Raw genomic sequence first — 15,800 nt, 5'->3', positions numbered from 1 at the left:
CCGCATCGGGTGGATCAGTAGCTGGCCTTGAGGGTTACGCCACTGAACGCGGAAAACCCTGACAGCTGCACATGCCAGGTGCCCGCCTTGGGATTGGTGAACGAGCAGCTTTCGTTATTGCCCCCCTTGTAGGGGCGGCAGTCATAACTGCTGCTGGTGGGGGCGCTGCCAAAGCGGACGTAGAGGTCGGCATCACCGGTGCCGCCGTTGCTGCTGATCTGCAGCGACCTGGTGCCCGCCAGTACGTTCAGGGTGTAGTTGAGCTTGCCACCCTTGCTGGCGGCGAGGTTGCTCACTGGCACGCCGTTTTGCAGCACATTGTCGCTCGGTGGCGGAGTGGTGCCGCAGCTGGTATCAACCCCGACGGTCTGGAAGGCCCGTGCCACATCCGCCTGACTGTAACCCAGATCGGCGGTCGCCCGGCTGACGCCGCAGGCCCCTTGCTGGTAGTTGGTGTTGGCGCCCCAGTAGAGGCGGTTGGCCAGCAAGAACACTTCAAATGCCTTGCGGGTGTTCCAGCCGCTGCTGGTGGCGAGCAGGTAGAAGGCGCGGTTGTAGACCCCGGAGCTGTGGTGTACATCCATCCCCTCCTGATAATCCGCGGCATGGCCGATGGATCTGCCATCCCGGGTCGGATCCTCGAAGTAGCGCAGGGAGCCGTTGCCCTTGAAGATCTGGGCACCGACCAGCCAGTCGTTGCTCCCCTTCATGTAGAACTCGGCCGCTTCACCCGCCATATCGGAGAAGGCCTCGTTGATACCGCCGGATTGTCCTGAATAGATCAGCCCGGAGTTCTGCTCGGTAAAGCCGTGGCTCACCTCGTGGGCCGCCACATCGAGGCTCACCAGCGGGTGGAAGGTGGTAGCGCCGTCACCGAAGGTCATCTGGCTGCCATCCCAGAAGGCGTTCTCGTAATTCTTGCTGTAGTGAACCCGCATCTTCAGTTTGAAGGTGAGGGGCGCCGTGTTGTACCAGTTGCGGTACATGTCGAACACCACGTTGCCGAAGTAGTGGGCGTCGTTGAGGGGCGAGTAGGCGCCGTTGATCTCCTTGACCCGGTTCTCCGGGCAAGTGAACTGGTGGATGGCGCCGCCGGAGGTGGCGTGGTTGAGGTTGATGGTATCGACGTTGGGGCTGGTCATCCGGCAGTTGTCATCCACGATGAGTGGGCCAAAGTCGGTGCCGTAGACGTATTTGCCGGTCTTGATGTTGCCCCCGGGGCCAGTGGCATCCTTGTGGTTGATCCCCTCCCAGCGTTTGAGCTCCTCACCGCTCTGGGCATCAAGAATGACGAAGGGGCGGCTTGGCTTGTCACCTTCGGCGATGAAGGAGACCTGATAAACCAGCCGGGCCAGCCCGTTCTCATCCTGCATCACGTAGAGTTTGACCTGCTCGTTGCTCCCCTTGCTGCCCCCCTTGGCCTTGCTGGCGGCATCCTGTGGAGATAGGGTGGCGGCCGGGCTTGCCACATCCTGATCGATCTGGCGCAGCATGCGTCCACTGGCCTGTTGCAGCTGGCCGTTCAGGCTCTTGTCAGCCACCACCACCTGACCCATTACCGGGATGCCGTTCCAGACCTGCTCGTAGCGGATCCGCTGCTGGCCGTTGGGCAGCTTGACCACCCGCACCTGACGAAATTCGCCATCTTCCAGCTGCAAGGTACCACTCGCGGCACTGAGGCCTGTCATGGCCCGGATGCCGTTTGCCGTTACGTTGATCTCTACCTCTTGTGCCGCCAGTGCGGCGCTTCCCCAGCAAGCCAGCGCAACGGCCAGATAAATTTTATTCATCTCTTCTTTCCTTAAATCGATGAGGTTGATAAACCGACCGAAGGTCGGGCGTTTTGAAGCTAGTGCCGGTGGGGGAAAGTGCCCCCTGTCAAAAGTGACAGCGCAGCACAAAGGGGTAGCAGGATCTGCCAAAGTGCCGTTTGGGGGCATTCTTCGGCGCCATGTGGAGAGCATTATCCGGTTTCAGACACCCACCCTCCTCTTTTGAGGGAGGAGAGAACGCACGCTGAGACCCTCTGCGATACCTGCCGGAGGGGAGGCGTAAAAGTGGCTGGCGCGGCCAGTGGCGATTGGCTACATTGGGTGCTGATTCGCTATTTGATCACTGATTTGAAAGGAGAATCCCATGTTTTCATGGCAGTTGGACGACGAGCTTGCGCTGCTCTTCTTGCAGCCAGATATGGCGAGCGAACTGTTTGCCCTCTGCAATGACAACCGGGAGTACCTCTCCCAGTGGCTGCCCTGGCCGCCACTGATCCAGCGCCCTGTCGACAGCGCCCTCTTCATTCGCAGTGCCATCGAGAAGTTCGCCCGCGGCGAGGGGCTCACCACTGCCATCGAGTATCAGGGGGAGGTGGTGGGGGTTATCGGTTACAACAGCATCGATCATGACCTTGGCAAGGTGGTCATCGGCTACTGGCTGGCGGAGCGCTGGCAGGGTAACGGCATCATCACCCGGGCCTGTCAGGCCCTGATCCACCACGCCTTCGAGGAGATGGGGATGGAGAAAGTGGAGATCAGCGCCGCCACCGATAACGAGCCCAGCAGGGCTGTTTGTGAACGGCTCGGGATGCAGCTGGAGGGGGTGACCCGGCGCGCAGAGCGGCTGGGCAACCGGATTGTGGACCATGTCCACTACAGCCTGCTGCGCGATGAGTGGCTAAGACAGAGGGAGTCCTGATGGCGCTGCCACATATCAAGACGGCCCGCACCCACCTGACCATACTGTCGCCGGATCAGGCCCCCATGATGCTCGACTTCTACCGGCGCAACCGCGCCCATCTCGCCCCCTGGGAGCCGCTGCGGGACGAGCACTTTTACACCCTCTCTTACTGGCATGCCCGGCTGCAGGACAGCTACAGCCAGTTTTTCAACGGCACCGGCGTCAATCTGGTGGCCCTCGATCCGGCTGGCGAGCGGGTGATCGCCACCTGCAACTTCAGCAATATCCTGATGGGGGTCTTCAAGGCGTGTCATCTGGGCTATGCCATCGACCAGCAGCATCAGGGGCAGGGGGTGATGAGAGAGGTGCTGTCAGCCGCCATCGACTACCTGTTTTGCGAGCACGATCTGCATCGCATCATGGCTTGCTATATGCCTGCCAATCAGCGCAGCGGCGCCCTGCTGGAGCGGCTCGGCTTCGAGCGGGAGGGATTCGCGCGGGCGTATCTGATGATCAATGGTCGCTGGGAGGATCACATCCTCACCTCGCTGATTAATCCGGCTCCCTGATCGTCAGATAAAAAAACGGGCCCGAAGTTGCCTTCGGACCCGTCTTCGAATGAGGTGCAGGCTTAGTTGGCCTTGGCATCGCTCACTGCAGCTTCAACCTTGGTAGCGGCTTCGGTAGCAGCTTTTTCTACGGTTGCAGTCGCTTCGGAGGTGGCCTTCTCTACGGTAGAGGTGGCTTCGCTAGCGGCTTTTTCTACAGTGGCAGCAACTTCGGCGGCCGGAGCAGCAGCAGGAGCGGCAGCTTTTTCTTCTTTCTGACCGCAAGCAGTCAACATCAGACCCAGGATACCGGCTACCAGTACTTTGTTCATGTGCATTCCCTCAAATAAATATGGAGAGATGGTCTGTGCAACCATCACAGCGCCCACCGTTGCCCGGTATTGAAACAAGAAGCCGGGAGGCAGCAGGCGGGCGCAATATAGCCCCATTAGTTACCGATGAAAACGGATATCACAATGACATTTTTTCGTGCCGTGGATAAAAAGCTCCACTGCAACGACTGATATCAATACAAGATGCCGTTAAATGGCGCCAATTGCACAATAAAACACCACTTTGATGCCATCTTGTGGCGGTTTAACAAGGTCAAGGTTGGTCAATAGCGGCCGATGACCCGCACCTTAGTCAGACAGCTTCTGACAGGGCAGCCGTTTTCCCTCAAGGTGGCTCTGACGGGCCAGATCCAGCAGCGCCATCACCGCCAGCGCTTCACTTGCTGGCACCGGGTTGCTCCCTTCGCCCTTGATGGCGGCGCAGACACCGCGATAGTAGGCGCCATAATCCCCCGCCTCACCCACCACGCTCTGCTGCTGCAGCTGACCATCGACAATGCGGCTGAGCTGACCGGGTTCACTATCAATGCCCCAATCAGCTGCTGGTGGCCGCTTGCCCAGCTTGAGCTGATCTTCCTGCACATCCATACCGAATTTCACGAACGAACCCTGGCTGCCGTGAATGACAAAGCGCGGCATGGTGGCCGAGACCAGACAGCTGCCATGCAGAATAACCCGCAGAGCACCGTAACCCAGCACCACATGGAAGTAGTCGTCCGCCAGTGCGCCGGGGCGTTGCTCGGCCAGATCGGCCTGCAACCAGTCCGGTTGGCCGAACAACTGCAATGCTTGATCCAGCACGTGAGGGCCGAGATCGAACCAGAGGCCGGAACCCGGGCCACCCGCTTCGCGCCAGCGCTGGCGCACCTCGGGGCGATAGCGATCGAAGTGGGATTCGAACTGGGCGATCTGTCCCAGCGTCCCCTCGGCAATCAAACGGCGCACGGTAAGGAAATCCCCGTCCCAACGACGGTTGTGGAAGATACTGAGCAGCCGCTGCTGCTTTTCGGCCAGCTCGACCAGCGCTTGCGCCTCGGCCAGATCCAGTGCAAAGGGCTTATCGATCACCACATGTTTGCCTGCCAGCAGCGCCTGGCGGGCCAGAGGAGCGTGGGTGTCGTTGGGGGTGGCGATCACCACCAGATCGACGGTCTCATCGCTTAGCACCTCCTCCAGTGAACCGACCCGGCAGCCGGGCAGATCGGCCTGCACCTTGGCGGCATCGCGGCTCACCACCCAACTCAGGGACAAGCCCGGCGTGGTGGCGAGGAAGGGGGCGTGGAAGGTCTTGCCTGCAAAGCCATAGCCCACCAGGGCTGCGTTGAGAGTGTGGCTCATCGGGAGTTCTCCGCTGACATCGAGTGAGTGGGGTCGCCATCACAGGCTCTCTGCCGGATGGCCATTCGTTGTAAAGGCGATACAAACGAGAAGGGGGCCGATGGCCCCCTGAGTGTGCCCATCAGAGCACAGGATTTATTGCAAACACAAGCGGCGGCCGCGTCGGGTCATCAGCATCACCAGAGGCGGCAGCAGCAGCCACATATGCAGCGCCAGCTGGCTGATCGGGTCGTGCATCAGGGCGCCAGTCAAGCCAACGAGGGCGCCGGAGCCGCTCATCTGGAACAGGCCGAGCAGAGCGGCGGCGGTACCGGCGCAGTGGCCGAACGGTGCCAGCGCCATCCCGGCGGCAGCGCCCAGGATCATGGCAAAGCCGATGCTGGAGAGGAATACCGGCCCCATCATCGCCAGCGGATGCTCGATGTGCATCGCCAGCGTCAGGGTGATGGCCGAGAGCATCAATACCAGCAGGCCGATGCGCAGGGTGCGTCTTGGCCCCACCTTGGCGATAAAACGCGGCGCCATGAAGCAGGCCAGGATGTTGAGGGCTGCGTTGGCGGTAAACCAGTAGCTAAAGCCGCTCATATCGAGCCCCAGTTTCACCATCAGCTGCACCGGTGCGGCTGTGACATAAGCGAGGATCACCGCCATCGCCAGCATGCACAGCGCCGCGTTGAACAGGAAGCTGGGGGAGCGCAGCACCGGGCTGTAGCGGGACCAGCTGATGAGAGCCCCTTCGCTGCGGGTCTCCTCCGGGCGGGTCTCCGGCATCCGCCACATCAGCCAGCTGCCGACGATGAGCGCATAACCGGCCATAAACCAGAAGTTTGCAGACCAGCCCGCCTTGGCGGTGAGCCAGCCACCGAGCAGGGGGGCCAGCGCAGGAATAAAGCAGATGGCGCCATTGAGGTAGGAGATCATCTGACCGCTCTTTTTCGGGCCATAGCTGTCACGCACCACCGAGAAGGCGGCGACCGAGGTAGCGCAGGCGCCGAAGCCCTGCAGCACCCGGGCCAGCATCAATTCACCGAGGCTGGCTGCAAAACCGGCCCCCAGCGCGCTCAGGCCATAGAGCAGCACGCCGCCCAGCGCGATGGGCTTGCGACCGTAACGATCGGCCAGCGGGCCAACAAGCAGTTGCCCCAGTCCCATGCTGAACAGGAACCAGGTGATGGTGCCCTGCATCAGAGTTACTTCGGCGCCCAGCTGCTCGGCCATCTGCGGAATGGCGGGCAGGTAGATGTCGATAGCCAGCGGACTGAACAGCACCAGTAGTACGAGTAAAAGTATCAATGGCATCTGTCACCTCTTTAGTCAGCCAGGTTAATGAATTGGGGCGCGAGTCTACTGACTCACAGTAATGAATAGAAATGGTATTTAATCACTTTGGTTATTCCATTATGGAAACATGTATTAAAAAGCTGGTTATTCGATGGCGGCAAATCCCCCGTAACCCCATCACAGCGGGTGTAATTGACGCTTTTACTAAACGCTTGCGCCGCATAGAATGCGCAGATTATTTTTGCGGAGGTGCTCGATGAACAAGCTTGTCCTGGCAACAGGTAACCAGAAAAAGGTGAAGGAATTGGCCGCCATGTTGGCCGATATGAAGATCCAGGTGATCCCACAGAGCGAGTTTGCGGTCTCCGATGCCGATGAGACCGGCACCACCTTCGTCGAGAATGCCATCATCAAGGCCCGCCACGCCGCCCGTATTACCGGTCTGCCCGCCGTGGCCGATGACTCCGGTCTGGAAGTCGATCTGCTGCAAGGGCGCCCCGGCGTTTACTCCGCCCGCTTTGCCGGTGTGGGTGCCGGTGACAAGGCCAACATCGAGAAGCTGCTCGGCGAGCTGCAAGGTGCCCCCGAGTACCTGAAGAGCGCCCGCTTCTGGTGTGTGCTGGTCTATATGCGCCACGCTGACGATCCCACTCCCATCATCTGTCAGGCGAGCTGGGAAGGGATGATCATCGACGAGCCGCGCGGTCAACATGGCTTTGGCTATGACCCCGTCTTCTTCGTGCCGGATCACGACTGCACCGCCGCCCAGATGCCCGCCGAGCTGAAGAACCAGCTCAGCCATCGCGGTCAGGCGCTGGCCAAGCTCAAAGCGGCGCTGGCTGCGGCGCACTGAGTTACTTCGCCACCTTGTCGGTTACACACGGTCAATTACACATAGTCATCTACAATGGGGGCCTTGAGCCCCCGTTTTATTGGAAGCCCCATGCTGCAACTGCCGCCGCTCTCTCTCTATATTCATGTGCCCTGGTGCGTCCAGAAGTGCCCTTACTGTGACTTCAACTCCCATGCCCAGAAGGGGGCGTTGCCTCACCTCGAATATGTCGCCGCCCTGCTGGAAGATCTGGATCAGGATCTGAAGTGGGCGCAGGGGCGGCCACTCTCCTCGATCTTTATCGGCGGCGGCACCCCCAGCCTGTTGACGGTGGAGGCGATGCAAGCCTTGCTAGACGGGGTGCGAGCCCGCATTCCGCTCACTGCAGATTGCGAGATTACCATGGAGGCCAACCCGGGCACGGTGGAAGCGGACAAGTTCGCCGGTTTCCAGCGCGCCGGCATCAACCGTATCTCCATCGGGGTGCAGAGCTTCCAGCAGGAGAAGCTGACCCGCCTCGGCCGCATTCACGGCCCGGAAGAGGCGCGCAAGGCCGCCGCACTGGCCCACGCCATCAAGTTGCCCACCTTCAATCTGGATCTGATGCACGGTCTGCCGGATCAGAGTCTGGACGATGCCCTTTATGACCTGCAGCAGGCTATCGACTGCGCCCCGCCGCACCTCTCCTGGTATCAGCTCACCATAGAGCCGAACACGGCCTTTGCCTCCAAACCGCCCAAGCTGCCGGAAGATGACACCCTGTGGGACATCTACGAGCAGGGCCACGCCATGCTCACCGCCAGCGGTTATCGCCAGTACGAGATCTCGGCTTATGCCAAAGAGGGCTACCAGTGCCATCACAACCTCAACTACTGGCGCTTTGGCGACTATCTGGGGATCGGCTGTGGTGCTCACGGCAAGGTGACTGATCTCGCGGCTCAGCAGATCCTGCGCACCGCCAAGGTGAAGCATCCGAAAGGGTATCTGGACAAGAGTCGCCCCTATCTGGACGAGCAGTGGCAGGTGACGGCAGACGATCTGCCGCTCGAATACTTTATGAACCGCTTCCGCCTGTTTGAACCGGCCCCCAAGGTGGAGTTCGAGGCCTATACCGGCTTGCCGCTGGAGCGGGTCGAGACGGTGCTCGCCATCGCCCAAAGCAAGGAGCTGATCGAGGATTTGGGAGAGAGCTGGCAGCTCACTTCTCTCGGCCATCGCTATCTCAACGTGTTGCTCGAACTCTTTATGGATGAGTGAGCGGCCTGTTGAGGCTGTGAGTTGGCGTTGCCAAATCGCTTCTTCTGTCAAAACAATCAGGGCGCCAATGGCGCCCTGATTGTTTTGGTCGGTAGAAACCCGCTCAGCAGCAGACGCGGATCATCTGCTGTTGGCCGGGCTCCCACCGCTTGCCGAATTTGGCCTTGCGCTGGTAACTCCCCTTGCCCTTCTTGTTGCGCTCGACTCGGCTGCGAAACAGCGGATCGGAGAGCAGGGCATGCAGATGGTTATCCTTTATCTCGCCGCGCTGATGGGCATAGTTGCCCCCTTGCGCATTTTCCTCACGGGGGAGGGCGGGTTGGTCGACCCGAATTTTGGCCATAATGGCTCCTCTTCTTTTCTCTTGCTGTGTTGATTCTTGTGTCTGGATGGCGGTTTTCACTGCGAGCGCCTGTGCAGGCTAGCGCCCGGCAACCGGATGCACTGGCACCGGTTAAAAACGCGGCGATTTTGTCACCAAATCGCCGCCGGAGCAATGCGTCGGGCGCGCCGAGTCAGTCACACTGAGCCAGGCACGCTCAGTCAGGCATACCATGTCAGCCGTGAACCGGGTCATGCTGGTCGTGGCTGTGGTGCTCGTGATGGGCCGGGGCACCAGATTCCAGCGTCTCGAGGATGGCGCAGTGCTCCGCCGAGCGCGGCCCGCCGCAGCAGATATTGGAGAGCTCGCGCAGATTGTCGCGAAAGCGGGTCAGTTCGATGATCTTCTGCTCCACCTGGGCCAGCTTGGTGTCGGCCACTGCTTTCACCTCCTGACAGGTGACTTTGGCCTTGTTGGTATCAAGGTCGAGCAGCTCGCCGATATCGGCCAGCGAGAATCCCACCGACTTGGCGCGAATGATGAACTCCAGCCGCCGCTTGTCCTGTTCACTGTAGAGGCGGTAGCCGGATTCGTTGCGGATCCCCGGTGAGATAAGCCCGTTCTTCTCGTAAAAACGCAGGGTATCTGCCTTGACCCCGCACGCCTTGGCCAGTTCACCGATCCGATACATGCTCTCTCTCCCCTTGAATGTATGCCGCCACAAAAACCGGAATCCACTATCACCCCTTTGCCCATGGATTGCCAGCCAAGGGCATAAAAGGGGCAGATAAACATCTCCTGGCGACCCTTTTTTCCATAAAACGCTGAAAGTGCAAACGTTTCGAGAAAATCAGGTGGAAAACGTTTAACGCCGCGCCAAATAAGGCTTTGCTGTTTCAAAAAATCCACCACAGGTCACATTTTTTGTGTAGAATACGCGCCCATAACAGAGTGCCGCACCAAGCGGGCATTTCCTAAAACGCTTTTGCCGGATGTCGGGGCGAGAGTGGTTTGCGAAATCCCCCACTTCCATTTATTTGGGGACTCTCTGTGTTGAGCCTCGCCTCCCATGGAACGGTCCCCGTTATGTTGAGGACGATAGTGTGATGGAACAAGCTCGACCCATTCGCCGTGCACTGCTGAGTGTGTCTGACAAAACTGGCATTCTGGAATTTGCCAAGGCACTCAACGAGCGTGGTGTTGCCCTGCTCTCCACGGGCGGTACCGCCAAGCTGCTTGGCGAGGCGGGTCTGCCGGTGACCGAGGTCTCCGACTACACGGGTTTCCCTGAAATGATGGATGGCCGGGTCAAGACCCTGCATCCCAAGGTTCATGGCGGCATCCTCGGCCGTCGGGATCAGGATGACGCCATCATGGCCCAGCACGCTATCTCCCCCATCGACATGGTTGTCGTCAACCTCTACCCCTTTGCTGCCACCGTGGCCAAAGCGGGCTGCACCCTGGCGGATGCGGTCGAGAACATCGACATCGGCGGCCCGACCATGGTGCGTTCTGCCGCCAAAAACCATAAAGATGTCGCTATCGTCGTCAAAGCTGCCGACTATGATCGGGTTATTCGCGAAATGGATGCCAACGGCAACAGCCTGAAACTGGCGACCCGTTTCGATCTGGCCATCGCCGCATTCGAGCACACTGCTGCCTACGACGGCATGATCGCCAACTACTTCGGCACCATGGTTCCTTCCTACGGTGACAACAAGGAGGGTGACGAGGAGTCACGTTTCCCGCGCACCTTCAACAGCCAGTTCATCAAGAAGCAGGACATGCGTTACGGCGAAAACAGCCATCAGGCTGCCGCCTTCTACGCCGAAGAGCATGCCGCTCCGGGTTCTGTCTCCAGCGCTATCCAGCTGCAGGGCAAGGCGCTCTCCTACAACAACATCGCCGATACCGATGCGGCGCTGGAGTGCGTCAAAGAGTTCGACGAGCCGGCCTGCGTCATCGTCAAGCATGCCAACCCCTGCGGTGTGGCCATCGGTAGCGACCTGCTGAGTGCCTACGATCGCGCTTACCAGACCGACCCCACCTCCGCCTTTGGCGGCATCATCGCCTTTAACCGTGAGCTGGATGGTGCCACTGCGGCAGCCATCGTGGCCCGCCAGTTTGTCGAAGTGATCATCGCCCCAACCGTCAGCCAGGAGGCCCGCGATGCGGTCGCCGCCAAGCAGAACGTGCGTCTGCTCGAATGCGGGCAGTGGACGGCTCCGGCGCAAGGCTTTGACCTCAAGCGCGTCAACGGCGGTCTGCTGGTACAGGAGCGGGATCTCGGCATGGTGACTCTGGGTGACCTGACCGTGGTCAGCAAGCGCCAGCCGACCGAGGCCGAGCTGCAAGATCTGCTGTTCTGCTGGAAAGTGGCCAAGTTCGTCAAATCCAACGCCATTGTCTACGCCAAAGATGGCCAGACCATCGGCGTCGGCGCAGGCCAGATGAGCCGTGTTTATTCGGCCAAAATCGCCGGTATCAAGGCGGCGGATGAAGGGCTGACCGTGGCGGGCTCCGTGATGGCCTCCGATGCCTTCTTCCCGTTCCGCGACGGTATTGATGCTGCCGCGCAGGCCGGTATCTCCTGCGTGATCCAGCCGGGTGGCTCGATGCGCGATCAGGAGGTGATCGATGCCGCCGACGAACACGGTATGTGCATGGTGTTCACCAACATGCGCCATTTCCGTCATTGATGGGTCAGGGGCTGCCGATGGCGGCCCTTTTGTTGTCTCTTTTCAACTGACTATTTCCGCTGACTGACGGCCCGGGTGGCCGTCCAGTGACCACAAATAGAAGCGAGCGATACGATGAAAGTACTGATCATTGGCAACGGTGGCCGCGAACACGCCCTGGCCTGGAAGGCCAAACACTCCCCGCTGGTACGCCACGTTTTTGTGGCGCCGGGCAATGCGGGCACCCAGCTTGAGCCGGGTGTCGAGAACGTCGCCATCGAGGCGACCGATATCGAAGGGCTGCTGGCCTTTGCCAAAGAGAAGCAGGTCGGCCTCACCATCGTCGGGCCGGAAGCGCCTCTGGTGAAAGGGGTGGTGGATGCCTTCCGCGCCGCCGGTCAGCCGATCTTTGGCCCGACCGCTGCCGCTGCCCAGCTGGAAGGCTCCAAGGCTTTCACCAAGGATTTCCTGGCCCGTCACGCCATCCCGACTGCCGAGTACCAGAACTTCACCGAAGTGGAGCCTGCGCTCGCCTACTTGCGCGAGAAGGGGGCCCCCATCGTCATCAAGGCCGATGGTCTGGCGGCAGGCAAGGGGGTGATTGTCGCCATGACCTTGCAGGAGGCGGAAGACGCGGTGCGCGACATGCTCTCCGGCAATGCCTTTGGCGAAGCGGGCTCCCGGGTGGTGATCGAGGAGTTTCTGGAAGGTGAAGAGGCGAGCTTCATCGTCATGGTCGATGGCGAGCACGTGCTGCCGATGGCCACCAGTCAGGATCACAAGCGAGTTGGCGACGGTGATATCGGCCTCAACACCGGCGGTATGGGGGCTTACTCCCCGGCGCCTGTGGTGACCGCCGAGGTACATCGACGCGTGATGGAGCAGGTGATCATGCCGACAGTGCGAGGCATGGCGGCCGAAGGCAACGTCTACACCGGTTTCCTCTACGCCGGTCTGATGATCGACGGTGCAGGCAATCCCAAGGTGATCGAGTTCAACTGTCGTTTCGGCGATCCCGAGACCCAGCCCATCATGCTGCGGATGCAGTCCGATCTGGTGGAGCTCTGCCTGGCCGCTTGCGCAGGCAAGCTGGATCAGAAAGAGGCTATCTATGATCCCCGCGCCGCTATCGGCGTGGTGTTGGCGGCGGGAGGCTATCCCGGCGATTACAGCACCAACCACCCCATCAGCGGCTTGCCGGTGGATGAAGTGGCGGGCGAGAAGGTGTTCCATGCCGGTACCCGCCTGGAGGGCGATACCAGCCTGACCGCTGGCGGCCGCGTGTTGTGCGCCACCGCCCTCGGCCACACTGTGGCAGAAGCCCAGCAGCGTGCCTATCAGCTCGCTGGCCGTATCAAGTGGGATGGCGTCTTCTACCGCAAGGATATCGGCTGGCGCGCCATTGCTCGCGAACAGGAGTAACTGACGCACGCAAATGGCCAGCTGATTCAGACCCCGCTACGGCGGGGTTTTTTGTCCCTGTTTACCGCTTTCAACCATCCTCATGCTGCGTGTCACCTGCGTTCAATCAGTTACCAAGCGCAAACAAGCGCGGCATACTTGTCACTATTTGCCACAAAAAACAGCATTTTTCACAAACGTTTCACCATGAGTCATGGCATCATGCTGGTGATGAATTCTTGTTTGGATTCATAAGTACCCCTAACAATTCGAGCATGTCGTTATATAAGGAAATCCCATGTTGAAAACCGTCCGCCCCCTGCTGTTGCCCCTGATGTTTGGCCTGATGACCCTGCCTGCCGTGGCGGGTGATCTGGAACAGCCGATGAAGAAGATTGGCTTCAACTACAAGCAGGCCGTCAAGGCTGATGATGCAGCCACCATGGAGAAGCACATCAACGAGATGAAGGCCCAGCTGGATGTGGCCAAGCAGAAGAACATGCCGGCCGCCAAGAAAGAGAAATTCCTTGAAGGGATGAACGAGGTACAGACCGAGCTGGACGCCAGCCTGGCCGCACTCAAGGCGGGTGATGAGGCCAAGGCGCGCGAACATCTGGCCAAGGTCAACGACCTGAAGAAGGAGTACCACAAATATGCCAAGCAAAAAGGGTGAGCTCTTTCGCTGGGATCCGCTGGTTCGCCTGACCCACTGGGGCTTGGCGGCGGTCTGCATCGGCAACCTCTGGGTTAACGAAGCGGGGGAGGAGTGGCACGAGTGGCTGGGTTACGGCGCCATTGGGCTGGTCTCCTTGCGTCTGCTCTGGGGGCTCACTTTCGCCCGTGGCTACGCTCGCCTTGGTGCCCTAATCCCCAGCGGTGAGGATTTTCGCCAGCAAGCGCGCGAGATGCGTGAGCGGCAGCCTCCGGCACCGGGTCATCACGGCAGCGGCAAGCTGGCCGTGTGGGCGCTCTGGCTGGTTGTGCTGGCCACCGCTGGCAGCGGCTGGTTTCAAAATACCGAGACGGGATTTGAACTGGGGGCTGACGAGTGGCATGAGTGGTGCGTGGTGGCGCTGCAGGGGCTGATTGGTCTGCACCTGCTGGCCATTGTCTTTACCTCCTGGCGCCAGCGCAGCAATCTGGTTACCCGGATGCTGCCAGCCATCGGGCGTCGCTCGTCCATCCAGAGCGGCAGCAACGAGCAAACCTGAGGCTCAGCATTAGGCTCCTTGTCTCTGAGTGAGGCGCCTGATCCGGACCCTGCCCAGACCCGCCCATGGCGGGTCTTTTCTATGACCTCATCGAGCTCATCACTGGACATTGCCCGATCAGCAGAAGCAAAAAGGCCGCTCATCATGAGCGGCCTTTTTCAATTTGGTGGCCCCTGGGGGACTTGAACCCACGACCAATCGATTATGAGTCGTAAGGCTTATGTTCTCACTATGTCTCATTGTGTTTCATAAGTCACACAAAAATCATAGTAAACACATACATATAGCAAACTTGCTTGTCTCATAAGATCTCGTAAAATATCAGATAGCTTCATCTTAAAAGCACCCATTAAAGCACCATGATTTGAGCATGGGTGCTTTTAGCGAGACCTGTCGACTATGCCATTAACGCCCAATGATATCGCTGCACTACCAGCGAAAACTAACGCCTATTACAGGATGGATGATACCCGTACTCGTGGGGCAGGCGGGCTAGGGGTCAAAGTCCTCCCCAGTGGTGGCAAGATGTTTGTTTTCCGCTACATGCGCGAAGGAAAACGAGCCTTCATACAGCTTGGACGTTTTCCCACTCTATGCCTTGCTGATGCGCGTAGTAAAGCACGGGCCTTGAGCCAAACAATCCGAGATGGTCTAGACCCCAAAGATGAGCAAGAACGACAATCAAAAGAGCGTGAGCAGGCCAAGCGAGAGCATGAGCAACAAGGCACTATAGAGCAGTTATTTCAAAGCTATACCCAACAGATGAAGAAAGACGGTAAACGCACCCATGAGGCCGTCTTGGTGGCGCTGGAAAAAGAGACATACCCGCATCTGAGCAAGACGATCAAAGCAAAGGATGTGACCGCTCATGATATCAAGATCATTTTGGCCCACATGATACGCCGGGGAGCGAGCACCCAGTCAAACCGGGTACGTAGTTACCTGATGGCAGCCTTCAATTACGGCCTCAAGCACGACAACGATCCTGCCAACTTCATAGATGATGCTAAGTTTGGCCTTGTGATGAACCCTGTAGGAGCGATACCTAAACAGAAGGCAGCCGAGTGTGTAGGAGAACGATTCCTATCTTGGAGCGAGACCCGAAAGCTACTCGACGACATGGAGCAACCAATTAACCTCGGCCCGACCTTGCGAAGTTTGATCCGGCTGAGCTTTTTCACTGGAGGTCAACGTCCCAATGAGTTAGCAGGGTCCCGCTGGGCCAGCATTGATTGGCAAGCTAAAACCCTTACCATTACCGCCGACATTTCAAAAAATAAGCGTATCCACGTTGTTCCACTCACTGATAGCGCCTTGCGTGTCCTTCGGTTCCAACAAGAGGTTGCTGGTGATAGCCCTTTTATCTTTCCTCACGCCCTGCAGCCGGATAAGCCTATGCCGATGGCATCACTGAGCCAAGCAATCGACCGTTACAGAAAACGAAACGATATGGAGCATTTTATCCCCCGCGATTTCCGGCGTACCTGTAAAACCCTTATGGGTGAGCTTGGCATTGCCAAAGATCTGCGCGACCGCCTCCAGAATCACGCCCGGAATGACGTGTCTAGCAAACACTATGACCGTTACGAATATCTGCCAGAAAAGCGCCATGCCTTGGAATTATGGGAGAGCCGCCTGTTACAAATGAAAGTGGATGCTGTAGTTCCTATGCGCTTCGGGGGGCGTGAGTGATGGTCAGTTTTCGAGATTATATCGTTCATCACGGTTATGAATGATTTTGCTGTTTTGAGCGTCATCATATTGTGAATAGTGATCGGCATCAGACTGATTCCGCCAATCAATAGAAATGATATCTACCGATGATGGCGCCAATTACTTTCTTGCGCATCTCTACAGAACGAGAAAAGAAGATGGCCTAGCTAAGTCGCTTCTTAGGTGGGACTGA

The 15,800-nt window shown here is 58.8% G+C and carries 15 protein-coding genes; 9 read left to right on the top strand and 6 right to left on the bottom strand.

The annotated features are described in order from the left end of the window. Positions 1-14: 14 nt before the first annotated feature. A complete protein-coding gene (locus tag ACB040_RS13880; RefSeq protein WP_338773744.1) occupies positions 15-1,790 on the bottom strand; it encodes a M4 family metallopeptidase in 1,776 nt (591 codons plus the stop codon). Between the two features lie 346 nt (positions 1,791-2,136). Here ACB040_RS13880 and ACB040_RS13875 point away from each other — a divergent pair, with 346 nt between their 5' ends. After that, entirely contained in the window at positions 2,137-2,691 is a 555-nt protein-coding gene (locus ACB040_RS13875) for a GNAT family N-acetyltransferase (RefSeq protein ID WP_139436561.1), read from the top strand. Beyond that, the gene (gene rimJ, locus ACB040_RS13870) at positions 2,691-3,242 is read left to right on the top strand and encodes a ribosomal protein S5-alanine N-acetyltransferase (RefSeq protein ID WP_338773745.1); all 552 of its coding nucleotides are present in this window, start codon (positions 2,691-2,693) and stop codon (positions 3,240-3,242) included. Before ACB040_RS13875 ends, rimJ begins: the two co-directional genes overlap by 1 nt. A 62-nt stretch (positions 3,243-3,304) precedes the next feature. On the opposite strand, the gene ACB040_RS13865 is transcribed toward rimJ, so the two are convergent. The 3 genes from ACB040_RS13865 to ACB040_RS13855 all read right to left on the bottom strand — a co-directional run bounded on the left by ACB040_RS13865 (position 3,305) and on the right by ACB040_RS13855 (position 6,211). Continuing rightward, positions 3,305-3,553 (bottom strand): hypothetical protein, encoded by a 249-nt coding sequence (locus tag ACB040_RS13865; RefSeq protein WP_005340533.1) that lies wholly within the window; start codon positions 3,551-3,553, stop codon positions 3,305-3,307. A gap of 309 nt (positions 3,554-3,862) precedes the next feature. Next, positions 3,863-4,912: an oxidoreductase gene (locus ACB040_RS13860; protein WP_201947103.1), complete on the bottom strand. Its 1,050-nt coding sequence runs from the start codon at positions 4,910-4,912 to the stop codon at positions 3,863-3,865. A 135-nt stretch (positions 4,913-5,047) separates the two neighbouring features. After that, positions 5,048-6,211 (bottom strand): multidrug effflux MFS transporter, encoded by a 1,164-nt coding sequence (locus ACB040_RS13855; protein WP_201947104.1) that lies wholly within the window; start codon positions 6,209-6,211, stop codon positions 5,048-5,050. 238 nt (positions 6,212-6,449) lie between these two features. Between ACB040_RS13855 and rdgB the strand changes: the two genes are divergently transcribed. Together rdgB and hemW are read left to right on the top strand one after the other, a co-directional pair. After that, positions 6,450-7,046, top strand: a complete 597-nt coding sequence (gene rdgB / locus ACB040_RS13850) for an RdgB/HAM1 family non-canonical purine NTP pyrophosphatase (RefSeq protein ID WP_005340539.1) — start codon at positions 6,450-6,452, stop codon at positions 7,044-7,046. Between the two features lie 90 nt (positions 7,047-7,136). Then, positions 7,137-8,282: a radical SAM family heme chaperone HemW gene (hemW, locus tag ACB040_RS13845; RefSeq protein WP_371155230.1), complete on the top strand. Its 1,146-nt coding sequence runs from the start codon at positions 7,137-7,139 to the stop codon at positions 8,280-8,282. 103 nt (positions 8,283-8,385) lie between these two features. Here the strand turns inward: hemW and ACB040_RS13840 are convergent, their stop codons facing one another. After that, positions 8,386-8,625, bottom strand: coding sequence for an alternative ribosome-rescue factor A (locus ACB040_RS13840; protein WP_005340543.1), 240 nt, complete (start codon positions 8,623-8,625; stop codon positions 8,386-8,388). 214 nt (positions 8,626-8,839) lie between these two features. After that, the gene (zntR, locus tag ACB040_RS13835; protein ID WP_005341244.1) at positions 8,840-9,295 is read right to left on the bottom strand and encodes a Zn(2+)-responsive transcriptional regulator; all 456 of its coding nucleotides are present in this window, start codon (positions 9,293-9,295) and stop codon (positions 8,840-8,842) included. Between the two features lie 415 nt (positions 9,296-9,710). Here zntR and purH point away from each other — a divergent pair, with 415 nt between their 5' ends. From purH to ACB040_RS13810, 5 genes are all read left to right on the top strand, one after another. Continuing rightward, the gene (purH, locus tag ACB040_RS13830; protein ID WP_040067541.1) at positions 9,711-11,303 is read left to right on the top strand and encodes a bifunctional phosphoribosylaminoimidazolecarboxamide formyltransferase/IMP cyclohydrolase; all 1,593 of its coding nucleotides are present in this window, start codon (positions 9,711-9,713) and stop codon (positions 11,301-11,303) included. A gap of 114 nt (positions 11,304-11,417) precedes the next feature. Further along, the gene (purD, locus tag ACB040_RS13825; RefSeq protein WP_338773754.1) at positions 11,418-12,704 is read left to right on the top strand and encodes a phosphoribosylamine--glycine ligase; all 1,287 of its coding nucleotides are present in this window, start codon (positions 11,418-11,420) and stop codon (positions 12,702-12,704) included. 277 nt (positions 12,705-12,981) lie between these two features. Further along, positions 12,982-13,356, top strand: a complete 375-nt coding sequence (locus ACB040_RS13820; RefSeq protein WP_005349056.1) for a cytochrome b562 — start codon at positions 12,982-12,984, stop codon at positions 13,354-13,356. Then, positions 13,337-13,894 carry a cytochrome b/b6 domain-containing protein gene (locus ACB040_RS13815; protein WP_338773756.1) on the top strand — a complete coding sequence of 186 codons (558 nt, stop codon included), beginning with the start codon at positions 13,337-13,339 and terminating at the stop codon, positions 13,892-13,894. Before ACB040_RS13820 ends, ACB040_RS13815 begins: the two co-directional genes overlap by 20 nt. Positions 13,895-14,293: 399 nt before the next feature. Next, positions 14,294-15,586, top strand: coding sequence for a site-specific integrase (locus ACB040_RS13810; protein WP_201907986.1), 1,293 nt, complete (start codon positions 14,294-14,296; stop codon positions 15,584-15,586). Positions 15,587-15,800 lie beyond the last annotated feature (214 nt).

This window comes from Aeromonas sp. S11(2024) (assembly GCF_041402345.1).
Taxonomy (GTDB): domain Bacteria; phylum Pseudomonadota; class Gammaproteobacteria; order Enterobacterales; family Aeromonadaceae; genus Aeromonas; species Aeromonas veronii.
The sequence above is the reverse complement of the archived record's forward strand: the minus strand, read 5'-3'. Positions and strand labels throughout refer to the sequence as shown.